19 protein-coding genes and 1 riboswitch are annotated in these 25,389 nt (G+C 43.4%); of the genes, 18 read left to right on the top strand and 1 reads right to left on the bottom strand.

The features are described from left to right. Positions 1-234: 234 nt before the first annotated feature. Positions 235-831 carry an ECF transporter S component gene (locus tag T543_RS14605; RefSeq protein WP_035769850.1) on the bottom strand — a complete coding sequence of 199 codons (597 nt, stop codon included), beginning with the start codon at positions 829-831 and terminating at the stop codon, positions 235-237. A 138-nt stretch (positions 832-969) separates the two neighbouring features. Here T543_RS14605 and pdxR point away from each other — a divergent pair, with 138 nt between their 5' ends. The 18 genes from pdxR (at position 970) to pulA (ending at position 25,346) form a co-directional block, all read left to right on the top strand. Then, positions 970-2,163 (top strand): MocR-like pyridoxine biosynthesis transcription factor PdxR, encoded by a 1,194-nt coding sequence (pdxR, locus tag T543_RS14600; RefSeq protein ID WP_035769848.1) that lies wholly within the window; start codon positions 970-972, stop codon positions 2,161-2,163. A gap of 74 nt (positions 2,164-2,237) precedes the next feature. Then, on the top strand, positions 2,238-5,507 hold the full coding sequence (gene carB, locus T543_RS14595) for a carbamoyl-phosphate synthase large subunit (protein ID WP_035769996.1): 3,270 nt from the start codon (positions 2,238-2,240) through the stop codon (positions 5,505-5,507). Between the two features lie 80 nt (positions 5,508-5,587). Beyond that, positions 5,588-5,692: riboswitch (TPP riboswitch) on the top strand. An 83-nt stretch (positions 5,693-5,775) separates the two neighbouring features. Further along, positions 5,776-6,324 carry an energy coupling factor transporter S component ThiW gene (gene thiW, locus T543_RS14590; protein ID WP_035769846.1) on the top strand — a complete coding sequence of 183 codons (549 nt, stop codon included), beginning with the start codon at positions 5,776-5,778 and terminating at the stop codon, positions 6,322-6,324. Next, positions 6,291-7,034 (top strand): hydroxyethylthiazole kinase, encoded by a 744-nt coding sequence (gene thiM / locus T543_RS14585; RefSeq protein ID WP_051638820.1) that lies wholly within the window; start codon positions 6,291-6,293, stop codon positions 7,032-7,034. Before thiW ends, thiM begins: the two co-directional genes overlap by 34 nt. 17 nt (positions 7,035-7,051) lie before the next feature. Next, entirely contained in the window at positions 7,052-7,684 is a 633-nt protein-coding gene (thiE, locus tag T543_RS14580) for a thiamine phosphate synthase (protein WP_035769845.1), read from the top strand. A 37-nt stretch (positions 7,685-7,721) separates the two neighbouring features. Continuing rightward, positions 7,722-8,495 carry a bifunctional hydroxymethylpyrimidine kinase/phosphomethylpyrimidine kinase gene (gene thiD, locus T543_RS14575; RefSeq protein ID WP_035769844.1) on the top strand — a complete coding sequence of 258 codons (774 nt, stop codon included), beginning with the start codon at positions 7,722-7,724 and terminating at the stop codon, positions 8,493-8,495. Between the two features lie 22 nt (positions 8,496-8,517). Then, positions 8,518-9,825, top strand: a complete 1,308-nt coding sequence (gene thiC, locus T543_RS14570) for a phosphomethylpyrimidine synthase ThiC (RefSeq protein WP_035769843.1) — start codon at positions 8,518-8,520, stop codon at positions 9,823-9,825. A 173-nt stretch (positions 9,826-9,998) separates the two neighbouring features. Continuing rightward, positions 9,999-11,165 carry an MFS transporter gene (locus T543_RS14565; protein WP_035769842.1) on the top strand — a complete coding sequence of 389 codons (1,167 nt, stop codon included), beginning with the start codon at positions 9,999-10,001 and terminating at the stop codon, positions 11,163-11,165. Between the two features lie 78 nt (positions 11,166-11,243). Continuing rightward, positions 11,244-13,223, top strand: a complete 1,980-nt coding sequence (locus T543_RS14560) for an ABC transporter substrate-binding protein (protein WP_035769841.1) — start codon at positions 11,244-11,246, stop codon at positions 13,221-13,223. 113 nt (positions 13,224-13,336) lie between these two features. After that, positions 13,337-14,335: an ABC transporter permease gene (locus T543_RS14555; protein WP_035769840.1), complete on the top strand. Its 999-nt coding sequence runs from the start codon at positions 13,337-13,339 to the stop codon at positions 14,333-14,335. A 12-nt stretch (positions 14,336-14,347) separates the two neighbouring features. Then, on the top strand, positions 14,348-15,184 hold the full coding sequence (locus T543_RS14550) for an ABC transporter permease (protein ID WP_035769839.1): 837 nt from the start codon (positions 14,348-14,350) through the stop codon (positions 15,182-15,184). A 5-nt stretch (positions 15,185-15,189) separates the two neighbouring features. Next, positions 15,190-16,173 carry an ABC transporter ATP-binding protein gene (locus T543_RS14545; protein WP_035769991.1) on the top strand — a complete coding sequence of 328 codons (984 nt, stop codon included), beginning with the start codon at positions 15,190-15,192 and terminating at the stop codon, positions 16,171-16,173. Continuing rightward, the gene (locus T543_RS14540; protein ID WP_035769838.1) at positions 16,166-17,146 is read left to right on the top strand and encodes an ABC transporter ATP-binding protein; all 981 of its coding nucleotides are present in this window, start codon (positions 16,166-16,168) and stop codon (positions 17,144-17,146) included. The genes T543_RS14545 and T543_RS14540 overlap by 8 nt, the downstream gene beginning before the upstream one ends. Before the next feature lie 16 nt (positions 17,147-17,162). Beyond that, positions 17,163-18,710 (top strand): alpha-amylase family glycosyl hydrolase, encoded by a 1,548-nt coding sequence (locus T543_RS14535; protein WP_155843318.1) that lies wholly within the window; start codon positions 17,163-17,165, stop codon positions 18,708-18,710. 152 nt (positions 18,711-18,862) lie between these two features. Beyond that, a complete protein-coding gene (locus tag T543_RS15470; protein WP_051638819.1) occupies positions 18,863-20,455 on the top strand; it encodes a sensor histidine kinase in 1,593 nt (530 codons plus the stop codon). Between the two features lie 74 nt (positions 20,456-20,529). After that, a complete protein-coding gene (locus tag T543_RS14525; protein WP_035769836.1) occupies positions 20,530-21,279 on the top strand; it encodes a response regulator transcription factor in 750 nt (249 codons plus the stop codon). Between the two features lie 70 nt (positions 21,280-21,349). Continuing rightward, positions 21,350-22,504, top strand: coding sequence for a haloacid dehalogenase-like hydrolase (locus T543_RS14520; protein WP_051638818.1), 1,155 nt, complete (start codon positions 21,350-21,352; stop codon positions 22,502-22,504). Positions 22,505-22,640: 136 nt separating this feature from the next. After that, the gene (gene pulA, locus T543_RS14515; protein ID WP_242839533.1) at positions 22,641-25,346 is read left to right on the top strand and encodes a type I pullulanase; all 2,706 of its coding nucleotides are present in this window, start codon (positions 22,641-22,643) and stop codon (positions 25,344-25,346) included. Positions 25,347-25,389: the final 43 nt, after the last annotated feature.

Raw genomic sequence — 25,389 nt, 5'->3', positions numbered from 1 at the left:
GCGAAAAGCCCCAAGTATATAGGAAAATGGACATACTTGTTGCTTTTGCTCTTTTAGCCACAGCGACGCGGAGCGAAAAAAGCCCCAAGTTGCCTTGAAATCAGGGGGACTTGTTGCTTTTGCCCGCAAGTAGTCATGACTTGTAAAAAACCGGGACAGGGTGGAGTTTATTCCATCCTGTCCCGATCAGCCTGTAGACAAAAGTCTACGGCGTTTATATAAAATGAGCAGATATTAGACTGATGTGTTGGCTATCTTTTTGGGAAAAAGATTTGCCTTATAAAGTGCGGGGCGAAGAGCGTTGTATAGCACGATGCCAAGCACTGAATTGATAACTGCATTTATTATTGTGGCATAGGTTGTAATTGCTACGAGTGCTCCTATTGCTGCGGCTGCTTTTTCAGCGTTGGGAGTAAGGAGTGTATACCACACATATTTAAGAGCAGGCTCAAATACACAGTTAAAAGCAAGACCTGCTACAGCTGCGATCGCAGACCACTTAAGGATATAAGTCTTTTTGTGATCCTCGGAAATCTTAGCAATCTTGTGCGCGATAAGACCTACGATAAGACCGATCACAAGCTTAGTGATGAATGTTCTGGGTGCTGATGCTGCATATCCTGAGAGAATATCTGCAAGAGACAGACCAACGGCACCTGCAAGACCTCCGTATAAACCGCCGAGGAGCAGAGCTCCTAATACGACGAATGCGTTTCCTACATGAACCTTAGTACCCGAAGCATTGATTGCCGGGAACACAGCATATCCGACATAGCAAAGAGCAGCCATAAGACCTGCAAAAGTAAGTTTTGTAATGTTATCGTTTTTCATAATCTCCTCCTTGATGTATTTATCATTTTATGAAGAATTCCTATTGATTTCTGGATTGAAGATAATATATCATCAAACTGGTAACATTAAAAATATCAGTTTTTGAATATTTTATATGACCAGATTGAGGGCAGATAATTGGAAACGTCAAAAAGATACATAAAGATATATGAGCAAGTCAGGGAAGATATAATCGGTGGCAGGTACGAGAGAGGGAGCAAGCTTCCGTCGAAGCGAGTGATGGCGGACGAGATGGGAGTAAGTGTTATTACGATCGAGCATGCCTACGAGCTTCTTGCTGATGAGGGATACATAACTCCAAGAGAAAAGAGCGGATATTATGTCACATTTGATGACAGGGAGATATATACCGGCGCTGGAAGCCCACATCAGGAAAAAGAAAAGGCTAAAAAAGCAGATATTAAGGCAGACGACAAATTAGACAGCATAACAGACGACAAATTAGACAGCATAACAGACAACAAATTGGATAGCAAAACAGGTAACTTGCAAAAGACAACACCCACAGACATAACTACCAATAACCAGCAAGCGGCTCCCAGGTTTTCATATTCCATCTATGCCAAGACTGTCAGGCGCGTGCTTAGTGAATATGACTCTTATATAATGAATAAATCCCCCAAAAACGGAACTATTGAGCTTCGAAGCGCAATTGCCAGATACCTTAACAGATCAAGGAGAATGGTAGTCTCTCCGGAGCAGATAATAATAGGTGCAGGCGCTGAATATCTATACGGTCTTATTGTGCAGACCTTCGGAAGAGATATTGTTTACGGAGTGGAGAGCCCTTCTTATCAGAAGATCGCCAAGGTCTACGTTGCGGGCGGAGGAACAATAAAAATGCTCACCCTCGGAGAAGACGGCATAGAGAGCGCGGAGCTCTGGAATACAGACATGGGACTCCTTCACATAACACCTTATCGAAGCTTCCCCAGTGGCGTTACCGCATCAGCTGCAAAAAAAAGAGAATATCTTAAATGGAGTAGAAAAAAAGGCGGCTACATAGTAGAGGATGATTTTGAGTCCGAATTTACACCCAGCAGAAAGCCGGAGGAAACGATTTTTTCCATAGATGAAGAGGGAAGGGTTATCTACATAAATACATTTACCAGAACCATAGGAAGCTACGTAAGAGCTGCATATATGGTGCTTCCGGAAGGCCTTCTTGACATGTTTTTAGAAAAGATCGGATTCTACGAGTGCCCCGTCCCCACACTTGACCAGTTGGTCATAGCCGAGCTAATTAATAACGGTGATTTTGAGAGGCACATAAATAAGGTCAGAAGGGTAAACCGAAAAATGAAAAAGTAGTTTTCTCTTGTCATAATCCCATTTGGATAATAAAATTTGATTTGATATGAAAAAAAGGAAAGATGGGAGAGAACATGGCACAGAGAACAGATATTCACAAGATACTAATTATTGGTTCAGGCCCGATTGTTATCGGACAGGCCTGTGAGTTTGACTATTCGGGGACTCAGGCATGCAAAGCCTTAAGAAGCCTTGGATATGAGATCGTTCTTGTCAATTCCAATCCGGCAACTATTATGACCGACCCGGAGATGGCTGACAGGACTTATATTGAGCCCCTTAACGTTGCTCGTGTTGAGGCGGTAATTGAAAAGGAAAGACCGGATGCCCTTTTGCCTAATTTGGGAGGACAATCTGGTCTTAATTTGTGTTCTGAACTTTATAAAGCCGGAGTTCTTGATAAATATAATGTCCGGGTTATCGGTGTTCAGGTTGACGCGATCGAGCGAGGCGAAGACAGAACTGAATTTAAAAAGACAATGGATATGCTTGGAATTGAAATGGCCAGATCAAAGGCATGCTACAGCATAGAGGAGGCTCTGGCTGAGGCGGATGAGCTGGGATATCCTGTAGTTCTGCGTCCTGCATACACCATGGGCGGAGCCGGTGGCGGACTTGTTTACAACAAGGAAGAGCTTCAGACGGTTTGCGCAAGAGGTCTTGCAGCATCGATCATCCACCAGGTTCTCGTAGAAGAGTCCATTCTTGGCTGGGAGGAGCTCGAGCTTGAGGTTGTAAGAGATAAAGACGGCAACATGATTACAGTCTGCTTTATAGAAAATGTAGATCCTGTCGGAGTTCACACGGGTGATTCGTTCTGTACGGCACCGATGCTCACAATTGACGAGGATCTCCAGAAAGAGCTGCAGCGTCAGGCATACAAGATTGTCGAGCACATCGGAGTTATCGGCGGAACTAACGTACAGTTTGCGCATGATCCAAAGAGCGGAAGAATTGTCGTTATTGAGATCAATCCCCGTACTTCCAGATCCTCTGCGCTTGCAAGTAAAGCGACAGGATTCCCCATTGCACTTGTTTCTGCAAAACTTGCGACAGGGATTACTCTTTCAGAGCTTCCTGATTCTAAATTCGGAACCCTTGATAAATATGTTCCTAACGGAGATTACGTTGTTGTCAAATTTGCCCGCTGGGCCTTTGAAAAATTCCATGGCGTAGAAGATAAGCTTGGCACACAGATGAGAGCTGTTGGTGAAGTTATGTCCATTGGAAAGAACTTCAAAGAAGCCTTTCAGAAAGCAATCAGATCTCTTGAAAAAGGCAGATATGGCCTTGGACATGTAAAAAAATACGAAGAGATGGAAAAGGAAGAACTTATCCACCTTTTAAAAGATGCATCATCTGAGAGATATTTCCTTATATATGAAGCACTTAAGAAAGGCGTAACTGTTGATGAAATATTCGATATCACCAAGGTTAAGCACTATTTTTTAAACGAGATAAAAGAACTTGTAGATGAAGAAAAAGAAATCACAGACAACTTCAAGGGAAGAGTTCCTTCTAATGAAGCGCTGACAAAAGCAAAAGAAGACGGTTTTGCAGACAAATATCTCGCAGATATTCTCGAAGTGCATGAGGATGACATCAGAAATAAGAGAGACGAGATAGGACTGTCCGAAAGCTGGGACGGAGTGCACGTATACGGAACAGAAGGTGCAGCTTATTACTATTCAACCTATAAAAAGGGAGCTGAGCTTGAAAATCCCAAGGATATGACGGGCGATAGCAAAAAGAAGATCATGATATTAGGCGGAGGTCCCAACAGGATCGGACAGGGCATCGAGTTCGACTATTGCTGCGTTCATGCTGCGCTTGCACTTAAAAAGCTCGGTTTTGAGACTATCATCGTCAACTGCAACCCTGAAACAGTATCGACTGACTACGATACCTCAGATACTCTGTACTTTGAGCCTCTGACACTTGAGGATGTTATCCAGATTTACAGAAAAGAAAAGCCTGTCGGCGTAATTGCGCAGTTCGGCGGACAGACACCTCTTAATCTTGCAGCAAAGCTCAAGGAAGAGGGAGTAAATATCCTCGGAACAACACCTGAAGTCATTGATCTGGCTGAAGACAGGGATCAGTTCAGAATGATGATGGAAAAACTCGGTATTCCCATGGCAGAATCCGGAATGGCATCTGATGTGGAAGGTGCAAAAAAGATCGCTGCGAGAATAGGATATCCCGTTATGGTCCGTCCTTCCTTCGTACTGGGCGGAAGAGGAATGGAAATAGTTAGAGACGAAGAGAGCATGGAAGGCTACATGAGAGCAGCTGTTGGAGTAACACCTGACAGACCTATCCTCATAGACAGATTTCTTCACAATGCGATGGAGTGTGAGGCTGATGCTATAAGCGACGGCACAGAAGCATTTGTTCCTGCAGTTATGGAGCATATCGAGCTTGCCGGAATACATTCGGGAGACTCAGCCTGCATCATTCCTTCCAAGCATATATCCGAAAAGCATCTTAAAACTATTGAGGAATATACCAGAAAAATAGCCGTAGAGATGAATGTTGTCGGACTGATGAACATGCAGTATGCGATCGAAGATGATACGGTTTACGTACTTGAAGCCAACCCGCGTGCATCACGTACAGTACCGCTCGTCTCCAAAGTTTGCGGCATCAGAATGGTACCTGTTGCGACAGATATCATTACTTCACAGCTTACAGGAAGACCATCACCTGTAAAAGAACTTATTGAAAGCAGAAAAAATGTTACTCCTAAGTACTATGGCGTAAAAGAAGCAGTTTTCCCCTTCAATATGTTCCCTGAGGTAGATCCTGTACTTGGACCTGAAATGAGGTCAACAGGTGAAGTGCTAGGACTTGCTAAAACACCGGGCGAAGCCTTTTTCAAGGCAGAAGAAGCTGCAAATGCCATGCTTCCTCTTAAGGGAGCGGTTCTTATCTCCTTAAATAAAGAAGATAAGCCGGAAGCTTCAGAAATAGCAAAGGGATTTGCAGAGGAAGGCTTTAAGATATATGCAACCGGCAAGACCTACGAAACTATAATTGAAGCCGGAATTGATGCGGTTAAGATCATGAAAAACTACGAGGGTGGAAGACCTAATGTAGAAGATGTTATCAAGAATGGAGAGGTTCAGCTTGTCATCAACACTCCGATAGGAAAGGGAGCCGACCATGATGATGCATATCTTAGACGCAGTGCGATAAAAGCCCGCATGCCTTATATCACTACAGTTGCGGCAGCAAAGGCAGCAATTGAAGGTATCAGGGAAGTAAAGAAGGGCGGATGCGGTCACATCAGTTCACTGCAGGAATATCATGAACTGATGACTTTTCAGAATTTATCAGAATAAAACGGAAAACGCCAGAAAATATCCTTGATTTTATCGATAAAATCGCTATACTATCAGTGGAACATAAATTTTTGACGAAAATTAAATAGAACGGGAGCTTGTATACAGGCTGAGAGGAAGGTGTGACCTTCGACCGAGAACCTGATTTGGATAATGCCAACGTAGGGATGCCTGTTAGCAATATAGGAAAGCATAATACGCGAAGCGAACTCTGATCAGGGTCGCTTCGCTTTTTTTCGTCCTATTACATCTAAGTAGGAGGCTTGTTATGAAAAGGTACAATTTGCAACGAATGGTTTTTATGGGAGCGCTTGTTGGCATGGGCGTAGTGATATCGCCTATTCTGAGAGTTGAAGGAATGTGTCCTATGGCGCATCTTATCAACATCACAGCGGCTGTTTTTGTCGGACCTGTGGATGCTTTTCTTGTCGCACTTATGATCGGAATTATCAGAATGTCAGTCATGGGAATACCGCCACTTGCGCTTACAGGAGCCGTATTTGGAGCTACCCTCTCAGGTATACTCTACAAGGTTTCAGGCAAAAAAATATGGGCAGCTGTCGTTGGAGAAATAATCGGTACAGGAATAATTGGTGCGATTGTTTCTTATCCCGTAATGACATTTATATGCGGAAGAGAAGGACTTAGCTGGCTGTTTTACGTGCCTTCGTTTATATGCGGAACACTGATCGGCGGAAGCATTGCAGCACTACTTTTGTATCAGCTTCAGAGACTGGGAATGATTCGTAAAATGCAGGATGCGCTAAACGGAGATAATAACGTATGTGTGAAAAAAACTCAGATAGAAAACCCCTGATACACTGTATAACCAATCCAATCGCCATGAACCAGTCTGCCAATGCAGTACTGGCTATTGGCGGGCGCCCTGTTATGGCAGAGCACCCGAAAGAAGTATCAGAGATAACGGAAACTGCGGATGCGCTTCTTCTTAATTTCGGACATATTTCGGATATCAAAATTCAGTCGATGAAAATCTCAATAAAGGCCGCAAACAAGAAGGGCATTCCTGTAGTTGTTGATGTATGCGGCTGTGCATGCTCAAAGCTTCGCCTTGATTTTTTCAAGGAGCTTATGGATGAGGGCAGCGCAGATGTATTAAAAGGAAACTACTCGGAAATTCTCGCACTTTTCGACCAAAGCTACAAAGGAAGCGGCGTGGATGCAGATGATAGCCTCGATCAAAACAGGGTGGAAACAGCAGCAAAATATCTGGCAGAGCAATATGATTCCATGGTTCTTGCAACCGGCAAGGCAGATATACTCGCAAAAAACAACGGTGATATCAGCCACATAAAAGAAGGCGATCCCCAGATGGCAAGTGTGACAGGTACAGGATGCATGCTCGGCGCAATAATTGCAACGGCTCTTGCCTTAGACAATTCTCAGGACTCAGTGGAAAAAGCCGTATCATTTTTTGGAAAATGCGGCGAAAAGGCAAGGACAGATAAGGGCAGCGGTACATTTATGGTGAATTTGCTCGATGCGCTTAGCACAGAATGGAAATAAAAGGCACGGAGAAAAATATGGAATTAAATACAAAGCTTTATTTTATTACTGACAGCGGAAACTACAGCGAAGAGGAATTCCTTAAAAGAGTTGAATCTGCGCTTATGGGAGGCGTGACGATCCTCCAGCTTAGAGAAAAAAACAGGACAACAAGGCAGTACATAGACCTTGCGCAAAAAGTCCATGACCTTACCAGAAAATATAATGTGCCTCTGATCATTGATGACAGAGTGGATGTAATGCTCGCTGCAGATGCAGAGGGAGTCCATGTAGGTGCAGAGGACATGCCTGTTGAGACAGCAAGGAAACTGATTGGAAAAGATAAGATACTTGGCGCTACGACCAAAACTGTCGAAGCAGCAAGGAAAGCTTATGCAGAAGGTGCGGATTACCTTGGGGTAGGTGCGATTTTTCCTACAACGACCAAGGTTAAGACAATCCTTACTTCAACTGAAACACTCTCAGATATATGCAAAGAGGTACCTATTCCTGTAAATGCGATAGGCGGACTAAACGCAGGTAATCTCGATGTACTTAAAGGAATAGATATAGCAGGTGTATGCGCGGTTTCCGCAATCATGAAGGCTGATTCACCAAAAGAAGCTGCAGAGGCAATGCTTCTTGCCTTTGAAAAAATACAGAACCGGTAATACAGAAACTACTATTAAATAAAGCGAGGTTTACAGGATGAAAGTTGTTTTATCAATAGCAGGAAGTGACAGCAGCGGCGGAGCCGGAATCCAGGCGGATTTAAAAACAATGTGTGCGCACGGAGTTTTTGGAATGAGCGCAATAACAGCCATGACGGCGCAGAACACAATGGGTGTCACAAGTATTATGGAATCTACTCCGGATTTTTTGGCAGCGCAGATAGATGCATGTTTGTCTGATATTCCGGCAGATGCAGTGAAAATAGGCATGCTTCCCTCAACTGAACTATTGGATGTGGTTGTTGAAAAAGTTAAGGAGTATAACGTCAAAAATCTGGTGGTTGATCCGGTTATGGTTTCAACAAGCGGAAGTAAGCTTATGAAGGACAGTGTAGGCGATAGAATGTCCAAAATGCTGTTCCCTTTATGCAAAGTCATTACCCCCAATATCCCGGAGACACAGGCTCTTACAGGTATGGATATAAGTAACGAGGATGACATGGAACAGGCAGCAAAGCTATTAAATAAACAATATGGCTGCGCAGCCCTTGTAAAAGGCGGTCACAGCATCGCAGATGCTAATGATGTTTTGTGTATGGGAGAAAAGCTTATCTGGTTTAGGGGAAAGCGCATAGATAATCCCAACACTCATGGTACTGGATGCACGTTATCAAGTGCCATAGCAAGTAATCTGGCCCTTGGGTACGACCTGGTGGATGCTGTCAGCTTTTCAAAAGAATATCTTACAAGAGCGATAGCCGCCAATCTGGACCTGGGCAAAGGACATGGCCCGCTTAATCATATGGTGTAGATTATAAGAATTGGAGATAAGTATGGAAAAATATACAACACAGATGGATGCAGCAAAAAGAGGTATCATCACACCTCAAATGAAGGAAGTTGCACGCAAGGAGTACAGAACTGAGGAGGAGATAAGGGATCTTGTTGCAAGGGGACAGGTGGCAATTCCTGCAAACAAGAACCATAAATGCATTAATCCCGAGGGTGTCGGCTCGATGCTAAGGACCAAGATCAATGTAAACCTCGGCGTTTCAAGAGATTGCAAGGACTACAACATTGAGATGGAAAAAGTCATGGCTGCAGTAAACATGGGAGCTGAGGCCATTATGGACTTGTCAAGTCATGGAAACACCCAGCCTTTCAGGCAAAAGCTTGTAAACGAATGCCCTGCAATGATAGGAACTGTGCCAATCTACGACAGCGTTATTCATTATCAGAGAGATCTTGCGACGCTGACCGCAAAGGATTTTATAGATGTTGTAAGGCTTCATGCTGAGGACGGTGTGGACTTTGTTACTCTCCACTGCGGAATAACGAGAAAGACGATCGACCAGATAAAGCGCCACAAGAGAAAGATGAATATAGTCTCACGCGGTGGCTCTCTTGTCTTTGCATGGATGACCATGACAGGCGAGGAAAATCCCTTCTATGAATATTATGATGAAATACTTGATATTTGCAGAGAATACGACGTTACCATATCTCTCGGAGATGCCTGCAGACCGGGATGTCTTGCTGATGCGAGTGATGTCTGCCAGATAGAAGAGCTTGTAAGACTGGGAGAGCTTACAAAGAGAGCATGGGAGAAGGATGTTCAGGTCATGGTTGAGGGGCCCGGACACATGCCGATGGATGAGATTGCTGCAAATATGAAGATACAGCAGAAGGTATGTATGGGCGCGCCTTTCTACGTACTTGGACCGCTTGTTACGGACATTGCTCCCGGCTATGACCACATAACATCTGCTATAGGTGGCGCCATCGCAGCTCAGAACGGAGCAGCATTCCTTTGCTATGTAACTCCGGCAGAGCATCTGGCTCTTCCTAATGTAGATGATGTAAAGCAGGGAATAATCGCTTCCAAAATAGCTGCCCATGCAGCCGATATTGCCAAGAAAATCCCTCATGCCATGGACATAGATAACGAAATGGCAAGCGCAAGACAGTGCTTTGACTGGGATAAGCAGTGGGAGTGCGCTATCGACCCTGAAACAGCCAAAAAGATCAGGGATGACAGAGCACCCGAATATGACGATACCTGCTCGATGTGCGGCAAGTTCTGCGCAGTACGAAGTATGAACAAAGCATTAAACGGAGAATATATCGATATTCTCGGGTGATAGAACAAAGTTGTACCCAACATGACAAATTTTGGTACAAAATGCCAATAAAAATCATTCCTTCCAAAAATGTGCAATGCTAATATTAGAGAAACCAAACGAGAGTGGGCAGCGAAAAGTGCTACCGTTTGGGAAAGAAGCGGAAACGCTTTTTGGGAGGAATGGGGAATGTTATGGGAAAGGGTCATTTATTTCTGATCAATTCATTTATGTATATCGCAACCGCGATCTACATTCCCTTTTTAAATCTTTATTACAGACAAAATGGAATAACGTCGACGCAGATTGGAATCCTGGGTATGCTGGCCTGTCTGTCATCGCTGTTTGTACAGCCTATATGGGCAAAAAGAGTTGATGATACAGGAAAAGCAAAAACATATCTTTTGATAATTGTTCTTGGAGCAGCACTTTCGCTTCAGACTTATTACCTGGGTACAAGCTTTGGAAGCTTTTTTCTTGCATCAAGTGTGCTGGCTATTTTTTCTACGACGATAATACCGCTTACGGATACAGTTGTTATCCGCAACGCAGCAAGGTATAACCACAGTTTTGCGATAATCCGAATGGGTGGGACCATAGGATATGCGATAGCGGTTTACATTTTCGGAATCATCCTTAAGGGTCATCCTGAGAAATCGTTCGTAGTGGCCGGTGCGGCATATGTGATAATGGCACTTCTTGTTTTGGGAGTGCCGGAGCATGAGAACCACCTGCCGATAGCGATAGAGCATAAAAAGCACAGCTTTAAAGTATCAGAGATTTACAAGGACAGTACAGTCTGGATACTGCTGATAATGGTATTTTTCTTCCAGCTGGGAGCGAGCTTTTACAACGGATTTATCACTGTATTTGCCGCAGACAAAGGCATGGGAGAGACGGGAGTAGGTCTTCTCCAGTGCATATCGGCGCTTAGCGAGATACCGATACTTCTTGGATATAAAGCTATTTCAAAGGAAAAGAGGGGACTTTTCCTTATGGCAACTGTAACAGCCCTGATGGGTATAAGGCTGATAGTTGCATCAAACGGGGCACTTCCGTTTTTCATCGTTTCGCAGTCACTAAACGGCCCGAGCGGAATGATCTTCTATCTGGGATGCATGGATTTTATCTATGAAAATGTAAGACCCGGAAAAGAGACAGAAGGGCAGAGCGTACTTTATATAGTACAGGCCGGAGTGGCAAGCATCTTGGGGAATTTGCTTGGCGGAGCGGCAATAGACTTTTTCGGGATAGGAAGAGCATTTTTGGTATTTGGGATTACGGTTTTTGTTTTTGGAATTGCAACGATGCTTTTTCTAAAGAATAGAAAGGGATTCTTACCTGCAAAAATGGACAAATAAAAGGAAAGGAGGCAAATAGGGGTACATGTCCATAAGGCAGTATGAATAATCAGGATTTTAGAGGAGGTAAAATTTTATATGAGAAAGAAATTGGTTTCCGTACTAATGGCGTCTGTTATGACTCTTTCTCTGATGGCTTGCGGCGGCGGAAGCGCACCTGCAACCGGTACTGACGAAACAGCCCAGACAACCACAGAGAATACTGACACATCTTCAGAAACTGCTGACGAAACAACCGCTTCGGATACAGCAAGTGGAGAGATGACTGAGGTGGGAACACCCAGAAATGAGACACTTATCGTTGAGACACAGTCACCTACCGACGTACCCGGTCAGTTCAACACTTATATGCAGGGTACACAGGCAGGATTTGGTATTCATCAGCTTATGTCTGCCATGTTGTGGGAGATGGATACTTCAAAGGGCGAACAGTTCGGCGAAGTTGCTGATGGTATGCCTGAGTCAAATGCTGATTTTACAGAGCATACAGTTAAGATCAGACAGGGAATCAAGTGGTCTGACGGAGTAGATTTAACGGCTAAAGACGTTGCATTTACTTTCAACATGATCATGAACACTCCCGGTATCGGCGCAAGCGACTACTACAATACAATCTTTGAATCAGTAGAAGCTACCGACGATTACACAGTTCTTATCAAGACAAAGGAATCCTTCCCTCGTCTTGCACTTAAAATGGGCGTTACAATCTGGGGAAATGACCTGCGTATCGTTCCTGAGCATATCTATTCACAGGTAGATGATCCTTCAACTTTCAAGGATGAGCAGCCTGTAGTAGCAGGACCTTACACAGTAAAATCTTACGATCCGCTTGGAAAGTGGGTACTTTATGAGCGCAGAGAAGATTGGGAAAACACAACAGTTGGTGTTGTTACAGGAAAACAGTGCCCGGCAAAATATGTATGGTTCCGTTACCTCGGCGATGATACTACAAGACAGATGGCTATGATCCAGAATGAAGTAGATATCCTCTGCGAAGTTACACCTGAAATCCTTACATCCATGATGCAGTCAAATGACAAGATTTCTGCATGGTACAACGAGTTCCCTTATGCTACAAGTGATGATCCTTGCTCAAAGGGTCTTGCTTTCTCACAGGGACAGGGTGCACCTTATGACAATGCTGATTTCCGTTGGGGAATTGCACTTGCCATGAACTTTGATGAGATATCAATGAATATCTTTGATGGTGCCGGAAGGTCATCACCGTTTGGCGTACTTTGCAACACATCTTCATTCCAGGAACTCTATGGTAAGCCCCTTGAAGGATGGCTTAAGGACTTTGAGCTTGATCTTGGAGATGGAACAACAGTTAAGCCTTGGGATTCTGAATACAAGAATCGTATGGCCGAAAAGCTTGGTATAACAGGCGATGATGCATATCTTGAAGATATGTTCGGTATGGGATGTCTTAAGTATGATCCCGAAGCAGCTGAAAAGCTTCTCATCAAGGCTGGCCTTGAAAAGAAGGATGACGGCTGGTACTTCAACGGCGAACCTTTCACAATCAATCTTACATATCTTGCAGATACAGAAGCTCAGGCAGGACGTGGTGTTCAGGCAGCTTACGATCAGCTCACAAAGTTCGGTCTTAACTGCAACATTTCTTCTGAGTCATCTGCAACATGGGATGCTAACGGCGGAACAGGTAACTTCCAGATAGCTGGTTACTGGCCGACAGGATTTATAACCAAGGATATTTACTCACAGATCAACGGTTGGGATGCAGATCTCATCGTTCCTGTTGGAGAAATCGGTTCCGGTCAGGGCTCAAGATGGAATAACAAGGAAGCTACAGATATTATCCACAAGCTTGCAAAAGTTTCTCCTGAATCCGATGAAGCTTATGAACTTGCAACTGAATTTATCAAGGTTCAGTTCACAGAGATGCCTTTCATCGCATTCCATTCAGGTGTGAAGTTTGTTCCTACCAACAGCACATATTGGACCAACTATCCTAATGCTGATAATGCATACAATGGACCATGGTGGTGGTGGAGCTGCTTCAAGTATATTATGGCTGAGTTTAAAAATGCTTAATTTTGATTGAAAGTAGCAAAAAACGGAAGGGGATGCGCAAATGCATCTCCTTCCCTCTAAAAAAGAAAAAAACGGCTTATTTAAGCCTTAAATTATAAAAGGTTGGTGGTTTCGTGAAATTTAGAACATATTTTTTAAAACGTCTTGCGACGTGGGCGCTGACCATATGGATTGGCGTAACTTTTATATTCTTTGTTCCCAGAATGTTTCCATCAGATCCTGTTGAATCAATGATCGGACAGATTTCGGCAAGATCCGGCTCCATGGATCCTGTGCAAATGGAAGCACTTAGAAGAACTCTCCGCGTACAGTTTGGTCTGGAGGGCTCACTTATTGAACAGTATACGACCTTTCTCTGGAAAGGACTTCTGCACTTTGATTTCGGTCCCTCTCTTATGAGCTATCCGGAACCTGCAGGAAAAATAATAGCAACATATTTACCTTATACAGTTGGACTATCCATGATAGCGACCCTGCTTGCATGGATCATCGGTAACATGATAGGTCTGCTCGCAGGCTTTAGAAAAAACAAACGATCATCGAAAATTCTGGAGGGAATTGCGATATGCATTTACCCGATTCCCTACTTTATAGTTGCACTTGTTTTGCAGATAATTTTTGCCTATATCCTCGGATGGTTTCCGCTTACAACAACGATCAACAGCTTCCAGGGATTTGCAACATTTATGGCTTCACTTATTAAGTCATCGATACTACCTGCGTTATCACTTTTGCTCGTAGGAACCGGCTGGTGGATCATCTCCATGAAATCTCTGGCTGCTACAACTTCTGAAGAAGACTATGTTCTCTACGCTAGATACAGAGGTCTTTCAGAGGGAGTTATCGGAACAAAATACGTTCTGAAAAATTCGATCCTCACACAGGTAACAGCTCTTGCAATGAGTCTTGGCGGAGTATTTGGCGGATCGATCATGACTGAGATCATCTTCGGATATCCCGGAGTAGGAACTCTTATCCAGAAGGCAATCCTTCAGTCAGATTACAATATGATACTTGGCTGTATCACAATATCAATTGTAGCGATATCAACAGCAACACTAATCGTCGATCTTGTTTATCCTTTCATAGATCCTCGTATCAGATATTCATAAGGGGGACAGAGGATGAAAAAGTTTTGGAAAAACGCAAATTTTGCTTTAAGATGCGGAATTATAATCACTGCGATCTTTTTCATAATAGGTTTTGTGGTTTATCTGATCCCGCATGCTGATCCTTTCATTTTTAATACTTATCAGCCCAAGCTTGGCTCTACTAAGGAGCATATTCTTGGAACAACCTCCATGGGACAGGATGTTCTCTGGCTTCTCATCGAGGCAATACATAATTCGCTTGTTATAGGTCTTATAGTTGCAACAATAGGTACTGTTGTCGGTGTATTTGTAGGACTTTTATCAGGATTTGCCGGCGGTCTCCTTGACCGCGTGCTCATGGTGGTTACCGATACCTTCGTGGTAATTCCTTCACTTCCTATCCTGATCCTTATGACATCCCTTATGAAGGGCTCATCAACGGTAATACTTATTGCACTCGTACTTGCGATGTTTGCATGGGCATGGCCCAGCAGACAGATCCGTTCCATGGCACTTACATTAAAGGAACGTGATTTTATACAGACAGCACGTTTTTCAGGTGAAAGTACTATCCAGATAGTCGTTACTGAGATCCTTCCGTTTGCACTTACATGGTCACTTTCAAACTTCATGAATGCGACACTTAATGCTATAGCATCGGAATCTTCACTTGCAGTGCTCGGCTTATCACCGGCTAACCTGGTGTCACTTGGAAATATGATTCAGTGGGCAAGAGAGAGAAATGCCATATTCAACAGGCAGTGGCTCTGGATCGGATCCCCTATCGTTGCTACGGTAGTTATGTTCATCGGTCTGTTCCTTCTCATTACGGGCTACAATGATTATCTTGCCATGAAGAGAGGTAGGTGAAAAGGATGATAAAGATTGAAAATCTGTCTACCTCGTACAAGACGATCGATGGAGACATACATGTATTAAACGATCTCAATTTTACTATCAACGACAATGAGATCTTTGGAATAGCAGGAGAGTCAGGATGCGGCAAAACCACACTCCTTAAGACACTCTACGACATTATTGAATGGCCCCTTGAAATTGACAAAGGTCAGATCACATTATCGGGAACAAAGGACGGAAAAGATTTTTCCTATTCATCGGGAAATATCAGAAAAACCTGGTGGAATAACATAGCATACGTTCCGCAGGCAGCTCAGTCTGTTCTTGACCCTATTACAAGACTTAAAAAGCAGTTTCTTGATTCCATTCCCGCAGAGGACAGGAAAAAAGAAACCAAGGAAGAGACTTTAAAAAGAGTAGCTGATTATCTTGAAGAGCTCAGCTTATCACCAGATATACTTGAGGCATTCCCTTTTCAGTTATCAGGTGGTATGAGACAGAGAGTAATAATCGCACTTGCAACATTCATGTCACCCAATGTGGTGCTTGCCGATGAGCCTACAACAGCTCTTGACGTAGTTGTTCAGCGCGGAATCCTGATGATGCTCACAAGACTTCAGAAACAGCTGAAAAACACTATGGTTATCGTAAGCCATGACATGGGCGTACATTATCAGATTACAGACAGAATGGGAATCATGTATTCCGGAAGCATGATAGAACTTGGACCTACGGAGGGAATCTTCGAAGACCCGATCCATCCGTATACAACAATGCTTGTAAATGCACTTCCCAAGGTTGGCGATAAGAGTGCAAAAGTCGGAATTCCGGGAAGACCTCCGGCACTTAAGAATCCTCCGCCGGGATGCAGATTCGCTCCCAGGTGTCCTTATGCAACGGACCAGTGCAGAAGCAGTGTTCCACAGTTCCGTGAAATCAAGCCGGGCAGATTTGCTGCATGCCATCTGCTGAAAGAGGGAGGTGGAATGATAAGTGGCTGAGAAATATTTATTAGAAGTAAAAGGTGTAACAAAGAACTTTCGCATAGGTGGTATGCTTCGCGGTAAAAAAATGACTGCGGTAGATCAGGTTTCACTTGCAATAGATGCTGATAAGCCTGTGATCCTGTCAGTTGTTGGCGAGTCGGGATGCGGTAAATCCACTCTGTGCAAGATGATACTTAGACTGCACACCCCTGATGGCGGGGACATACTTTTAAACGGAAGATCATACGCAGACAAAAAAGGCTACGATCCAAAGCAGTTTAAGCTGGATGTGCAGCCGATCTTCCAGAATCCGTATGAATCATTTTCTCCAAGAAAAGCTGTTGATACATATCTGTACAATACAGCGCTTAAACTTGGAATAGCCAAAAATCAGAAGGAAGCTGAAGAGAAGGCAGATGAAGCATTAAAGAGCGTGGGGATGTCACTTGCCGTTGTAAAGGGCAAGTATACTGCTCAGTTTTCCGGAGGAGAACTTCAGAGAGTATCTATAGCAAGAGCACTTATCACAAGACCAAAGCTCATAATTGCAGACGAACCCGTAGCAGCTATCGATGCTTCAATGAAGATGAATATAGTCAATCTTTTCAAAGAATTAAAAGATAAGTATGGCATTTCATTCATCTACATAACGCATGACTTATCAACTGCTTATTATGTTTCTGATTACATTGCAACATTGTACCGCGGAGGTCTCATCGAATACGGACCTGCCAAGGAACTGATGGATGCACCGGCACATCCTTATACAGAACTTTTGATGGAGGCTGTTCCGAGAGTCGGAGATAAGTGGAATCAGGAATTTGTGATGCCTGATATGGAAAGTAAGGAATATGCCCTGACCTGTTGTAAATTTGCACCCAGATGCCCTTATGCAACTGACGAGTGCAGGCAGGGAAAACCCGACAAGACCGATCTTGGTGGAGGCAGAAGTGTGTACTGTTTCCATCCTTTAATACAAAATGCATGACGAAATAGGAGGAGTAATGAAAATGGCAGCAACATGGTTAAAAGATGCGGTATTTTATGAGATTTATCCCCAGTCTTTTTATGACACAAACGGGGACGGAATTGGTGATTTCAACGGAATCATCGAGAAACTTGATTACATTAAGTCACTTGGCTGCAATGCTTTGTGGATCAATCCCTGCTTTGACTCACCATTTAAGGATGCAGGTTATGACGTAAGGGATTATAAGAAGGTTGCTCCAAGATATGGTTGTAATAACGACCTTTACAGACTGTTTGGCGAAGCTCATAAAAGAGGCATCAAGGTGCTTCTTGACCTCGTTCCCGGACATACCTCCGAGGAGCATGAGTGGTTTAAGCAGAGCCAGAAGGCTGAAAAGAACGAGTACACCAATCGTTTTATATGGACAGATTTCTGCTTCCAGCCTGCAGGGAATCTAAACTATGTAGGCGGCGAAAGTGAGAGAAGCGCGACCTATGTCCTCAATTTCTTCAAGTGCCAGCCTGCACTTAACTACGGATTTTTAAATCCAACAGAACCCTGGCAGCTTCCGATCGATCATCCGGATGTTATCGCCACAAGAGAAGCGCTTAAGGACATCATGCGTTTCTGGCTGCAGCACGGATGCGATGGATTCCGCGTAGATATGGCAGCATCACTTGTAAAAAATGATGATGAGAAAAAGACCGGAACCAGCAAGGTATGGCTTGACGTACGCAAGATGCTGGATGAGGAGTTCCCTGAGGCTGCAATGGTCGCAGAGTGGAGCAATCCTCCGCAGGCACTACGAGCCGGCTATGATATGGACTTTTATCTTAATCATCCCGGAAACGGCTACTCAACGCTCATGCGCGACTACTTCTTATTTGGTCAGACCGGAAAAGACAATTCATTCTTTAAGAAGGACAGCGACCGCGATATCAACAGATTCCTTGATGAGTATGTAAAGTGGTATGAGGATACAAAGGATCTGGGCTACATTTCAATGCTTACATGTAACCATGATACCAATCGTCCAAGGTATAATCTTGAGCCTGATGAACTTAAGCTCGCATACGCATTTATATTTACAATGCCCGGCGTTCCGTTCCTGTATTACGGCGACGAGATCGGCATGAGATATCTTGAGATTCCCACTAAGGAAGGCGGCTACTTCAGAACAGGTTCCCGTACTCCTATGCAGTGGAACAAGGGTAAAAACCTCGGATTCTCAGAAGGCTGCGAAGACAGTCTCTATCTTCCTGTTGACAGTGCAAGTGATGCACCTACTGTTGAAGAGCAGGAAAAGGATCCTTCATCCCTTTTAAATACTGTAAAAAAGCTTCTTTCTCTTCGCCATAAGGAAGAAGATCTTCAGGCAGATGCAGAGTTCAAGGTTCTTTGCGCAGAAAAAGGCAAGCCTTTTGTCTATAAGCGCGGCAACCTTACAATAGCAGTAAATCCTTCAGAGAAGGAACAAACATGTGACCTCCAGGTACAAGGCGAAGTAGTGTATGCCATCGGCAACGCTACCCTTGGAAATCAGCTTAAGCTGGCTCCTCAGTCCTTCGTTATTGTACGATAATACCTTTTTATTCTTTCCTTTTTTGCCCCGGTAGTTCACGCTACCGGGGTTGTGCTTTTTACATCACAGGAAAATGATTCCCTATTGATATAAAAAACACTCCGCTAAGGATGGGAATTAAGGTATACTGAAACAATGGAGGAATTAGTAGTGTGAAACGTAATTCTATTTTTTATATTTTCGGGATATCATGGATAATTCCTATAGTGGTACTTTTATCTTTTATATTTAATCAGTACCAGAATGCTTATATAGATCGAACTGAGAGCGAAGTTATGAACGCGGTAAATATATCGGGCGTATTGGTGAAATCCGGGATAGATACTGCGATTTCCAAGATAAATCGTCAGACTTCGACCGAAGAGTGGCGAGGGCAGTACAGAAAAGTTCAGACAGGGGAACTGTCTATGGATGATTTCCTCATATGGATAAAGCTGCAGCTGATCAGCAGATTTCGTCTGGATGAGCAATTTTCCTGCACTGCGTTTTATTTAAATGGGCAGGATGATCCCAAAGAATATGTTGGAAAATCAGGATTTGATTCCGAATATTACATGAAAAATGTGAATGACTCTATAAAGAGTCTGATACAAAACAAGGAAAAGAAAACGCAGGTAGTTATTGTAGGTAATCAGATTTATATTTTGCAGAATCTGTTTTTCTCTATATATGACATAAGTTACGGTACGCTTGTAGTTGGGCTGGAGGGAGATTCTGTATTAAAGGATGTCCCGATCCGGGAACTTGAAAACGTGTTTATCGAAATTGATAAAACCGGTTATTTTTTAAGATATGAAAACGATAAGACGATCTCTGATATAAAGCTCACCGCATTGTCTGAACTAAGAAATGGTACCAGCAGCAATAAGGATACCAAAGGTCTTATCAGAACTTTGCAGACCGGGTTTGCAGGATACAGATACCATTCGGAGGAAGAGGATTATATCCTTGATTTTTACTATCTAAAGGATATGGGAGATATGTATTATGAGATTTCCCGTCTTAATCTGATAGTTATATTCACGGTTGTAGGTATGATCCCAATCATGTTTTTGTGCTTCTATTACATGAAGAAAAACACAGAATATGTTCAGCACATGGCAATAAAAGATGCCCAGATCGCAGCGCTGCAGGCGCAGATCAACCCGCACTTTTTGAATAATACTCTGGAAATGATGAACTGGCAGGCCAGAATGAACGGCGATTCCGAGATAAGTAAGATGATAGAAGCGCTCGGAACCGTGCTCGATTCGGGAATTAATCGCAATCAAGACAAGCTGGTCAGATTGTCCGATGAAGTGCGCTGCGCTGATGCGTTTTTATATATAATGTCAATGCGCTTTGGATCAAGGCTTCAGGTAGAAAAGCTCATAGATACCAACCTCACGCAGGCAATGGTACCACAGCTTATCCTTCAGCCAATCCTTGAAAATGCCATAAAGCATGGCGTTGAAAGCGTGAGCGAAGGCGCTATATGGCTTAATATTTTTGAGGAAAACAAAGAGCTGATAATTGACGTCATAAACAGCGGCAAAAAGATGACTCAAAGCGATATCGAGAGAATCAGCAGGATCATCTCAGGAGAAGAGCAGCTAAACAGGAGTGTTCCGGGGGTACATACCTCGATCGGAATATATAATGTAAATAAACGTATCGAGCTGATATTTGGTGAAAAATACGGATTAAGCGTGCACCTTGTTGATGAGGATAAGCTGCAGTTCCGCATGATAATGCCGCTTTCATGATTTACGAAGCATATAAGAAGAGGATTAGAAGGTTTACGGTATAGGGGGAACCGTTTTTAAGAAGGATATGGGATATGTATAAGGTTATGATTATTGATGATGAGCCTATTATAGTTGAAGGGCTCTCAAGAAGTGTAAATTGGGCTAAGTTTGGATGCGAGGTAGTAGGTACTGCAAACAATGGAAAGGAAGGAAAAAGGCTGATTGAGGAAAAGAAGCCGGATATGATCTTCCTTGACATCTGTATGCCGGAAATGGATGGACTGACAATGGTCGCAGCTATTAAATCCGAATACAAAAATCTCCAGATCACGATCCTTACAGGATTCAGAGATTTTGAGTATGCAAAGACAGCGCTTAATCTGGGCGTCAGCAGGTTCCTGCTTAAGCCTTCCAATATGGATGAAATCGAAGAGGCGATTGCCTTCATGGCGAAAAATGTGAGCGAAAGCGACTCTTATGAGCCTGAGAAAGAGGAAGATAATGCCAATGGCTTTATAGTTAAAAATGCAATGAACTATATGGAAGAGCATTACAAGGAAAAGCTTATGCTCGCTGATGTTGCAGAAAAAGTATATGTAAGCCAGTGGCACCTTAGCAAACTCCTTAACAAGGAAACGGGGCAGAATTTCTCAGAGCTTCTTAATAAGATAAGAATAAAAAAGGCGGAAGAACTGCTTCAGAATTCTTCGCTTCGAGTTGCAGATATAGCAGAAGAGGTGGGATTTGCCGAGGTTGCACATTTTTCAAGAGTATTTAAGAAGATAAGCGGTAGCTCGCCCAATGAATACAGGAATCATGTTGGACATTTGTTGGACAGCTGAGAGTATTATTTTGTAGTGAGATATGCTTTAATATAAGTGTTTTATGATTTTCTTATGACGGAGGGAAAAAATGAAAGATAATAGTGCGAGAAAGGTGATGCAGGTAGTACTTTTTGTTATATGTCTGGTCCTTACATTGATCGGACTTGTCTATCTGCTTAACACTTCGAAGACAGCAACAACGAAAACGACAGGAGAACTTGGCCATTGGACAGATAGTGCCAGGGCAAAGCAGGAGCTTGTTTCTTTTATGGAAGCAATTACTGATGAAAACAGCGCAGATTATATACCGGTTGAGAGACGTATAGCTGTTTTTGATCTGGATGGAACACTTTTTAGTGAGACCAATCCTATTTATTTTGATCACAGCCTTCTGCTTCACAGAGTGCTGGAAGATCCTGATTATACACCTTCTGAGAAGGAACTTGATTGTGCAGCCAAGATCCTGCAGTGGGTTCAGGATGGTCACTATCCCGAGGGAATGGATACTGAGCACGGTCAGGCGATAGCTTCTTCTTTTGCAGGCATGACAGTTGAAGAATTTGAGAATTATGTAGCAGAGTACGGCAAAGAGCAGGCTCCCGGATATGACGGAATGACAAGAGCAGAATCTCTTTACGTACCGATGATGGAAGTTCTAGACTACCTTGCGGACAACGGTTTTACATCGTATGTTGTCAGCGGAACGGACAGACTTATCGTAAGGGGCGGACTAAGTGATACACTCGGGCTTCCCGCTAACCAGATAATAGGCTCTGATGAAGCAATTGTTGCTTACGGCCAGGGCGACAATGATGGCCTGTCATATCAGTTTACACATGATGATAAATTGATCCTGAGCGGTCAGTTCATTACCAAGAACCTGAAGATGAATAAGGTTGCTGTAATTGCGCAGGAGATAGGTGCTCAGCCTGTTCTTTCATTTGGAAACAGCACCGGTGACTCCAGTATGGCTAATTACGTTATTACAGATAATCCGTACAGAAGTCTGGCATTTATGCTTTGCTGCGATGATCTGGATCGCGAGTACGGCAATATAGAGAAGGCAGATAAGATGAAGTCTCTTTGTGAGGAAGAGGGTTGGATCCCGATTTCCATGAAGGATGACTGGACAACAATCTATGGCGACGGAGTTATTAAGAATCCTTCATTTGGTCTTGATGTCTATGACCGTGAGTATGAAGATATAAAGGACAGACTTGAGGCACTTGATGATGCAGCCTGATCAGCAATAAATAGAAAGCACATTTTCGACGTTTGTTGGAGATGTGCTTTTTACATATTTACTAGAACCTGAAGGTGTGATAAACTCGTATGGGAAAACGTTTTCCAACTAGTATTTTTGCAAGGGAGGTTATAGAGTGAAACAAGGGGAAAAGTTTAAACGGATCCTGACATTTTTCATGTCAGTGGTTCTGGTCCTTACGATGTTCTTATCTGACTTAGGGGTGCAGATAGTAAGGGCTGACGAGGGGGTAACGATAAGACTTCACTATCACAGAGAAGATGGTGACTATGCGCCATGGGATGTGTGGAGCTGGTCTGATGGCGGGGAAGGAGCAGGATATCCATTCGAAGAAGATGACGGAGAGATGGTTGCCACGATTCCGGTACCTGCCGGAGTTACCAAAATCGGATACATCATACGTACAGAGGATTGGACCAAGGATGTTGATATGGACCAGTTCATTGATGTATCGGAAGTAATTTCGGGAACCGTGGATGTCTACGTGGAATCTGGCGTAGAAGGTGAAGAAAAAGAATATGGAGATGATGTTGTGACAGGTACAAAGTTGAAAAATGCTGCCTATGACGGGGCAAATACAGTTACGGTTCTGTTTACCGGAGAGCTTGACGCAGAGCAGGAAAAATCCTTCTATGTGACAGGAAGAAAAGGCGACGTGGAAGTTACAGAGGTAACACTATCAGAGAAAGCATCCGATACGGAATATTACTACGATCTTACTATTAAAGAGGAGCTTGATCCTTTCAGAAATTACAGACTTGGCTTTGAGGATCAGGAATACGCAATAAATATGCCGATCATTTATTCAACAGATGAATTTGAAGATAAATATACTTACACAGGAGATGACCTCGGAGCTACCTATACCAAGGAAAAGACAACTTTTCGTGTGTGGGCACCCACTGCAGAAGAGGTAAATTTAAATCTCTATGAATCAGGTAAGGACTGGGAAGACGACCTGATCGAGAAGATTCCGATGACAGCAGATGAAAATGGCACCTGGGTAGCTACTGTTGATGGAGATATGGCAGGAACTTACTACACATATACTGCCATAATAGATGGTTTAAACATTGAGGCCTGCGATCCTTATGCGAGAACTACCGGCGTAAACGGCAAGAGAGCAATGGTTATCGATCTGCTCTCTACTGATCCCGAAGGATGGGATAATGATGCTAATCCTCATGCAAATGAGCCGGTCAATGATGCTGTTATATATGAGCTTCACGTAAGAGATTTTTCTGTATCGGAAGCAGGTAATATAGCTGATGCCGGAAAATATACCGCTTTTACTCATACAGGCACTAAGACAGAGGGCGGAAATGCTACGGGAATGGATTACATCAAGGATTTGGGTGTTACTCACGTTCATCTTCTTCCATTCTATGATTTTGGCTCTGTTGATGAGAACTCACCTACTTCTGAGCAGTTTAACTGGGGCTACGATCCTGTAAACTACAACGTTCCCGAAGGGTCATATTCTACAGATCCTTATAACGGACAGGTCAGAGTATCCGAGGCAAAGCAGATGGTAAAAGCTTTCCACGACAATGGACTCTCAGTTGTAATGGACGTTGTATACAACCATGTTTACAGCGGCAAGGATTTCTGTATAAACAGACTGGTTCCCGGTTATTTTTCAAGGATCAATGCTGACGGAACATATTCAAACGGTTCAGGATGCGGCAATGATACCGCTTCAGAGCGCTCGATGGTAAGAAAATATATTGTGGACTCTGTTTGCTACTGGGCAGATGAGTATCATATTGACGGATTCAGATTTGACCTTGTGGGACTTCTTGATGTGGACACTATTAACGAGATAGTTACTGAAGTACACAAGAATCACCCGGACGTTATTTTCTACGGTGAGGGCTGGAGCATGAACACAGACCTGACCAAGGAAAATGTGACACTTGCAACTCAGCAGTCATCAGCAAAGACACCGGGATTTGCATATTTTAATGACAATATCAGAGACGGTCTAAAGGGCAGCGTATTTAATACAGCTGAAACCGGCTGGGTGTCAGGTTCAAAGGGAAAAGAGAGACAGCTGCAGGCATCCTTTATGGCTAAGGAGAGCTGGAGCAAGGACCCCACCCAGATTGTTCAGTATGCATCCTGCCATGACAATAACACTCTGTTTGACAGAATAGCTACAGCTAGACAGGATCTGGACGAAGATACCAGAATTAAGATGAGCAATCTTGCAGCTTCTTATTACCTTATGGCAGAGGGAATTCCTTTCATGCAGGCAGGTGAAGAGATCCTTAGGACCAAAGTAAAAGAAGACGGAAGCTATGACTCAAACAGCTTCAGCTCAGGAGATGAGATAAACTGCATCAAATGGGAGACCCTTGATGATCCTAAGTATCAGGCAAATCTTGAGTATTATAAGAAGCTCATCGCATTCAGAAAAGAGCATGGTCTTTTAAGGCTTAATTCTGAAGATGAAGTGACAAAGAGAGTAACACCCATAGACGGACTCGATGCTAATGTAATAGCATTTCACCTTGATAACTCTGACAGAGGAGTCGAAGCAGAAAGTGCTGAAGGAATCTTCCTTGCCTATAATCCAAACATGGAAGAAACTACAGTAAATCTTCCTGAAGGAAACTGGAAGATATGCATTGATAGTGATAACTCATCAAAAACAGTATCAGGAACAATTAAGCTTTCACCGGTATCATCAGCTATTCTGGTAAAGGCAGATGGAAGTGCTGTAACAGGAAACATCAGTAAAAAAGGTCTGGCTCTCTGCATTGCGGCAGGTGCTGTGATCCTTGCAGGCGTGTGTGCTTTCATTATAAAGAAGAAATAAGTAAGCAAAAGAAAAACGAGTGCATGTTGTTTTAGTGAACATG

This window comes from Butyrivibrio sp. NC2002, from assembly GCF_000702265.1.
Lineage (GTDB): Bacteria > Bacillota > Clostridia > Lachnospirales > Lachnospiraceae > Butyrivibrio.
This window is presented reverse-complemented; position numbering and strand designations above follow the sequence as displayed.

Bases quoted from the DNA above. Each gene is read 5' to 3' on its own strand.
- T543_RS14605 (WP_035769850.1), bottom strand. From the start codon at position 831: ATGAAAAACGATAACATTACAAAACTTACTTTTGCAGGTCTTATGGCT.
- carB (WP_035769996.1), top strand. From the start codon at position 2,238: ATGGCACAGAGAACAGATATTCACAAGATACTAATTATTGGTTCAGGC.
- thiW (WP_035769846.1), top strand. From the start codon at position 5,776: ATGAAAAGGTACAATTTGCAACGAATGGTTTTTATGGGAGCGCTTGTT.
- thiM (WP_051638820.1), top strand. From the start codon at position 6,291: ATGTGTGAAAAAAACTCAGATAGAAAACCCCTGATACACTGTATAACC.
- thiE (WP_035769845.1), top strand. From the start codon at position 7,052: ATGGAATTAAATACAAAGCTTTATTTTATTACTGACAGCGGAAACTAC.
- thiD (WP_035769844.1), top strand. From the start codon at position 7,722: ATGAAAGTTGTTTTATCAATAGCAGGAAGTGACAGCAGCGGCGGAGCC.
- thiC (WP_035769843.1), top strand. From the start codon at position 8,518: ATGGAAAAATATACAACACAGATGGATGCAGCAAAAAGAGGTATCATC.
- T543_RS14565 (WP_035769842.1), top strand. From the start codon at position 9,999: ATGGGAAAGGGTCATTTATTTCTGATCAATTCATTTATGTATATCGCA.
- T543_RS14560 (WP_035769841.1), top strand. From the start codon at position 11,244: ATGAGAAAGAAATTGGTTTCCGTACTAATGGCGTCTGTTATGACTCTT.
- T543_RS14550 (WP_035769839.1), top strand. From the start codon at position 14,348: ATGAAAAAGTTTTGGAAAAACGCAAATTTTGCTTTAAGATGCGGAATT.
- T543_RS14545 (WP_035769991.1), top strand. From the start codon at position 15,190: ATGATAAAGATTGAAAATCTGTCTACCTCGTACAAGACGATCGATGGA.
- T543_RS14535 (WP_155843318.1), top strand. From the start codon at position 17,163: ATGAAAATGGCAGCAACATGGTTAAAAGATGCGGTATTTTATGAGATT.
- T543_RS14525 (WP_035769836.1), top strand. From the start codon at position 20,530: ATGTATAAGGTTATGATTATTGATGATGAGCCTATTATAGTTGAAGGG.
- T543_RS14520 (WP_051638818.1), top strand. From the start codon at position 21,350: ATGAAAGATAATAGTGCGAGAAAGGTGATGCAGGTAGTACTTTTTGTT.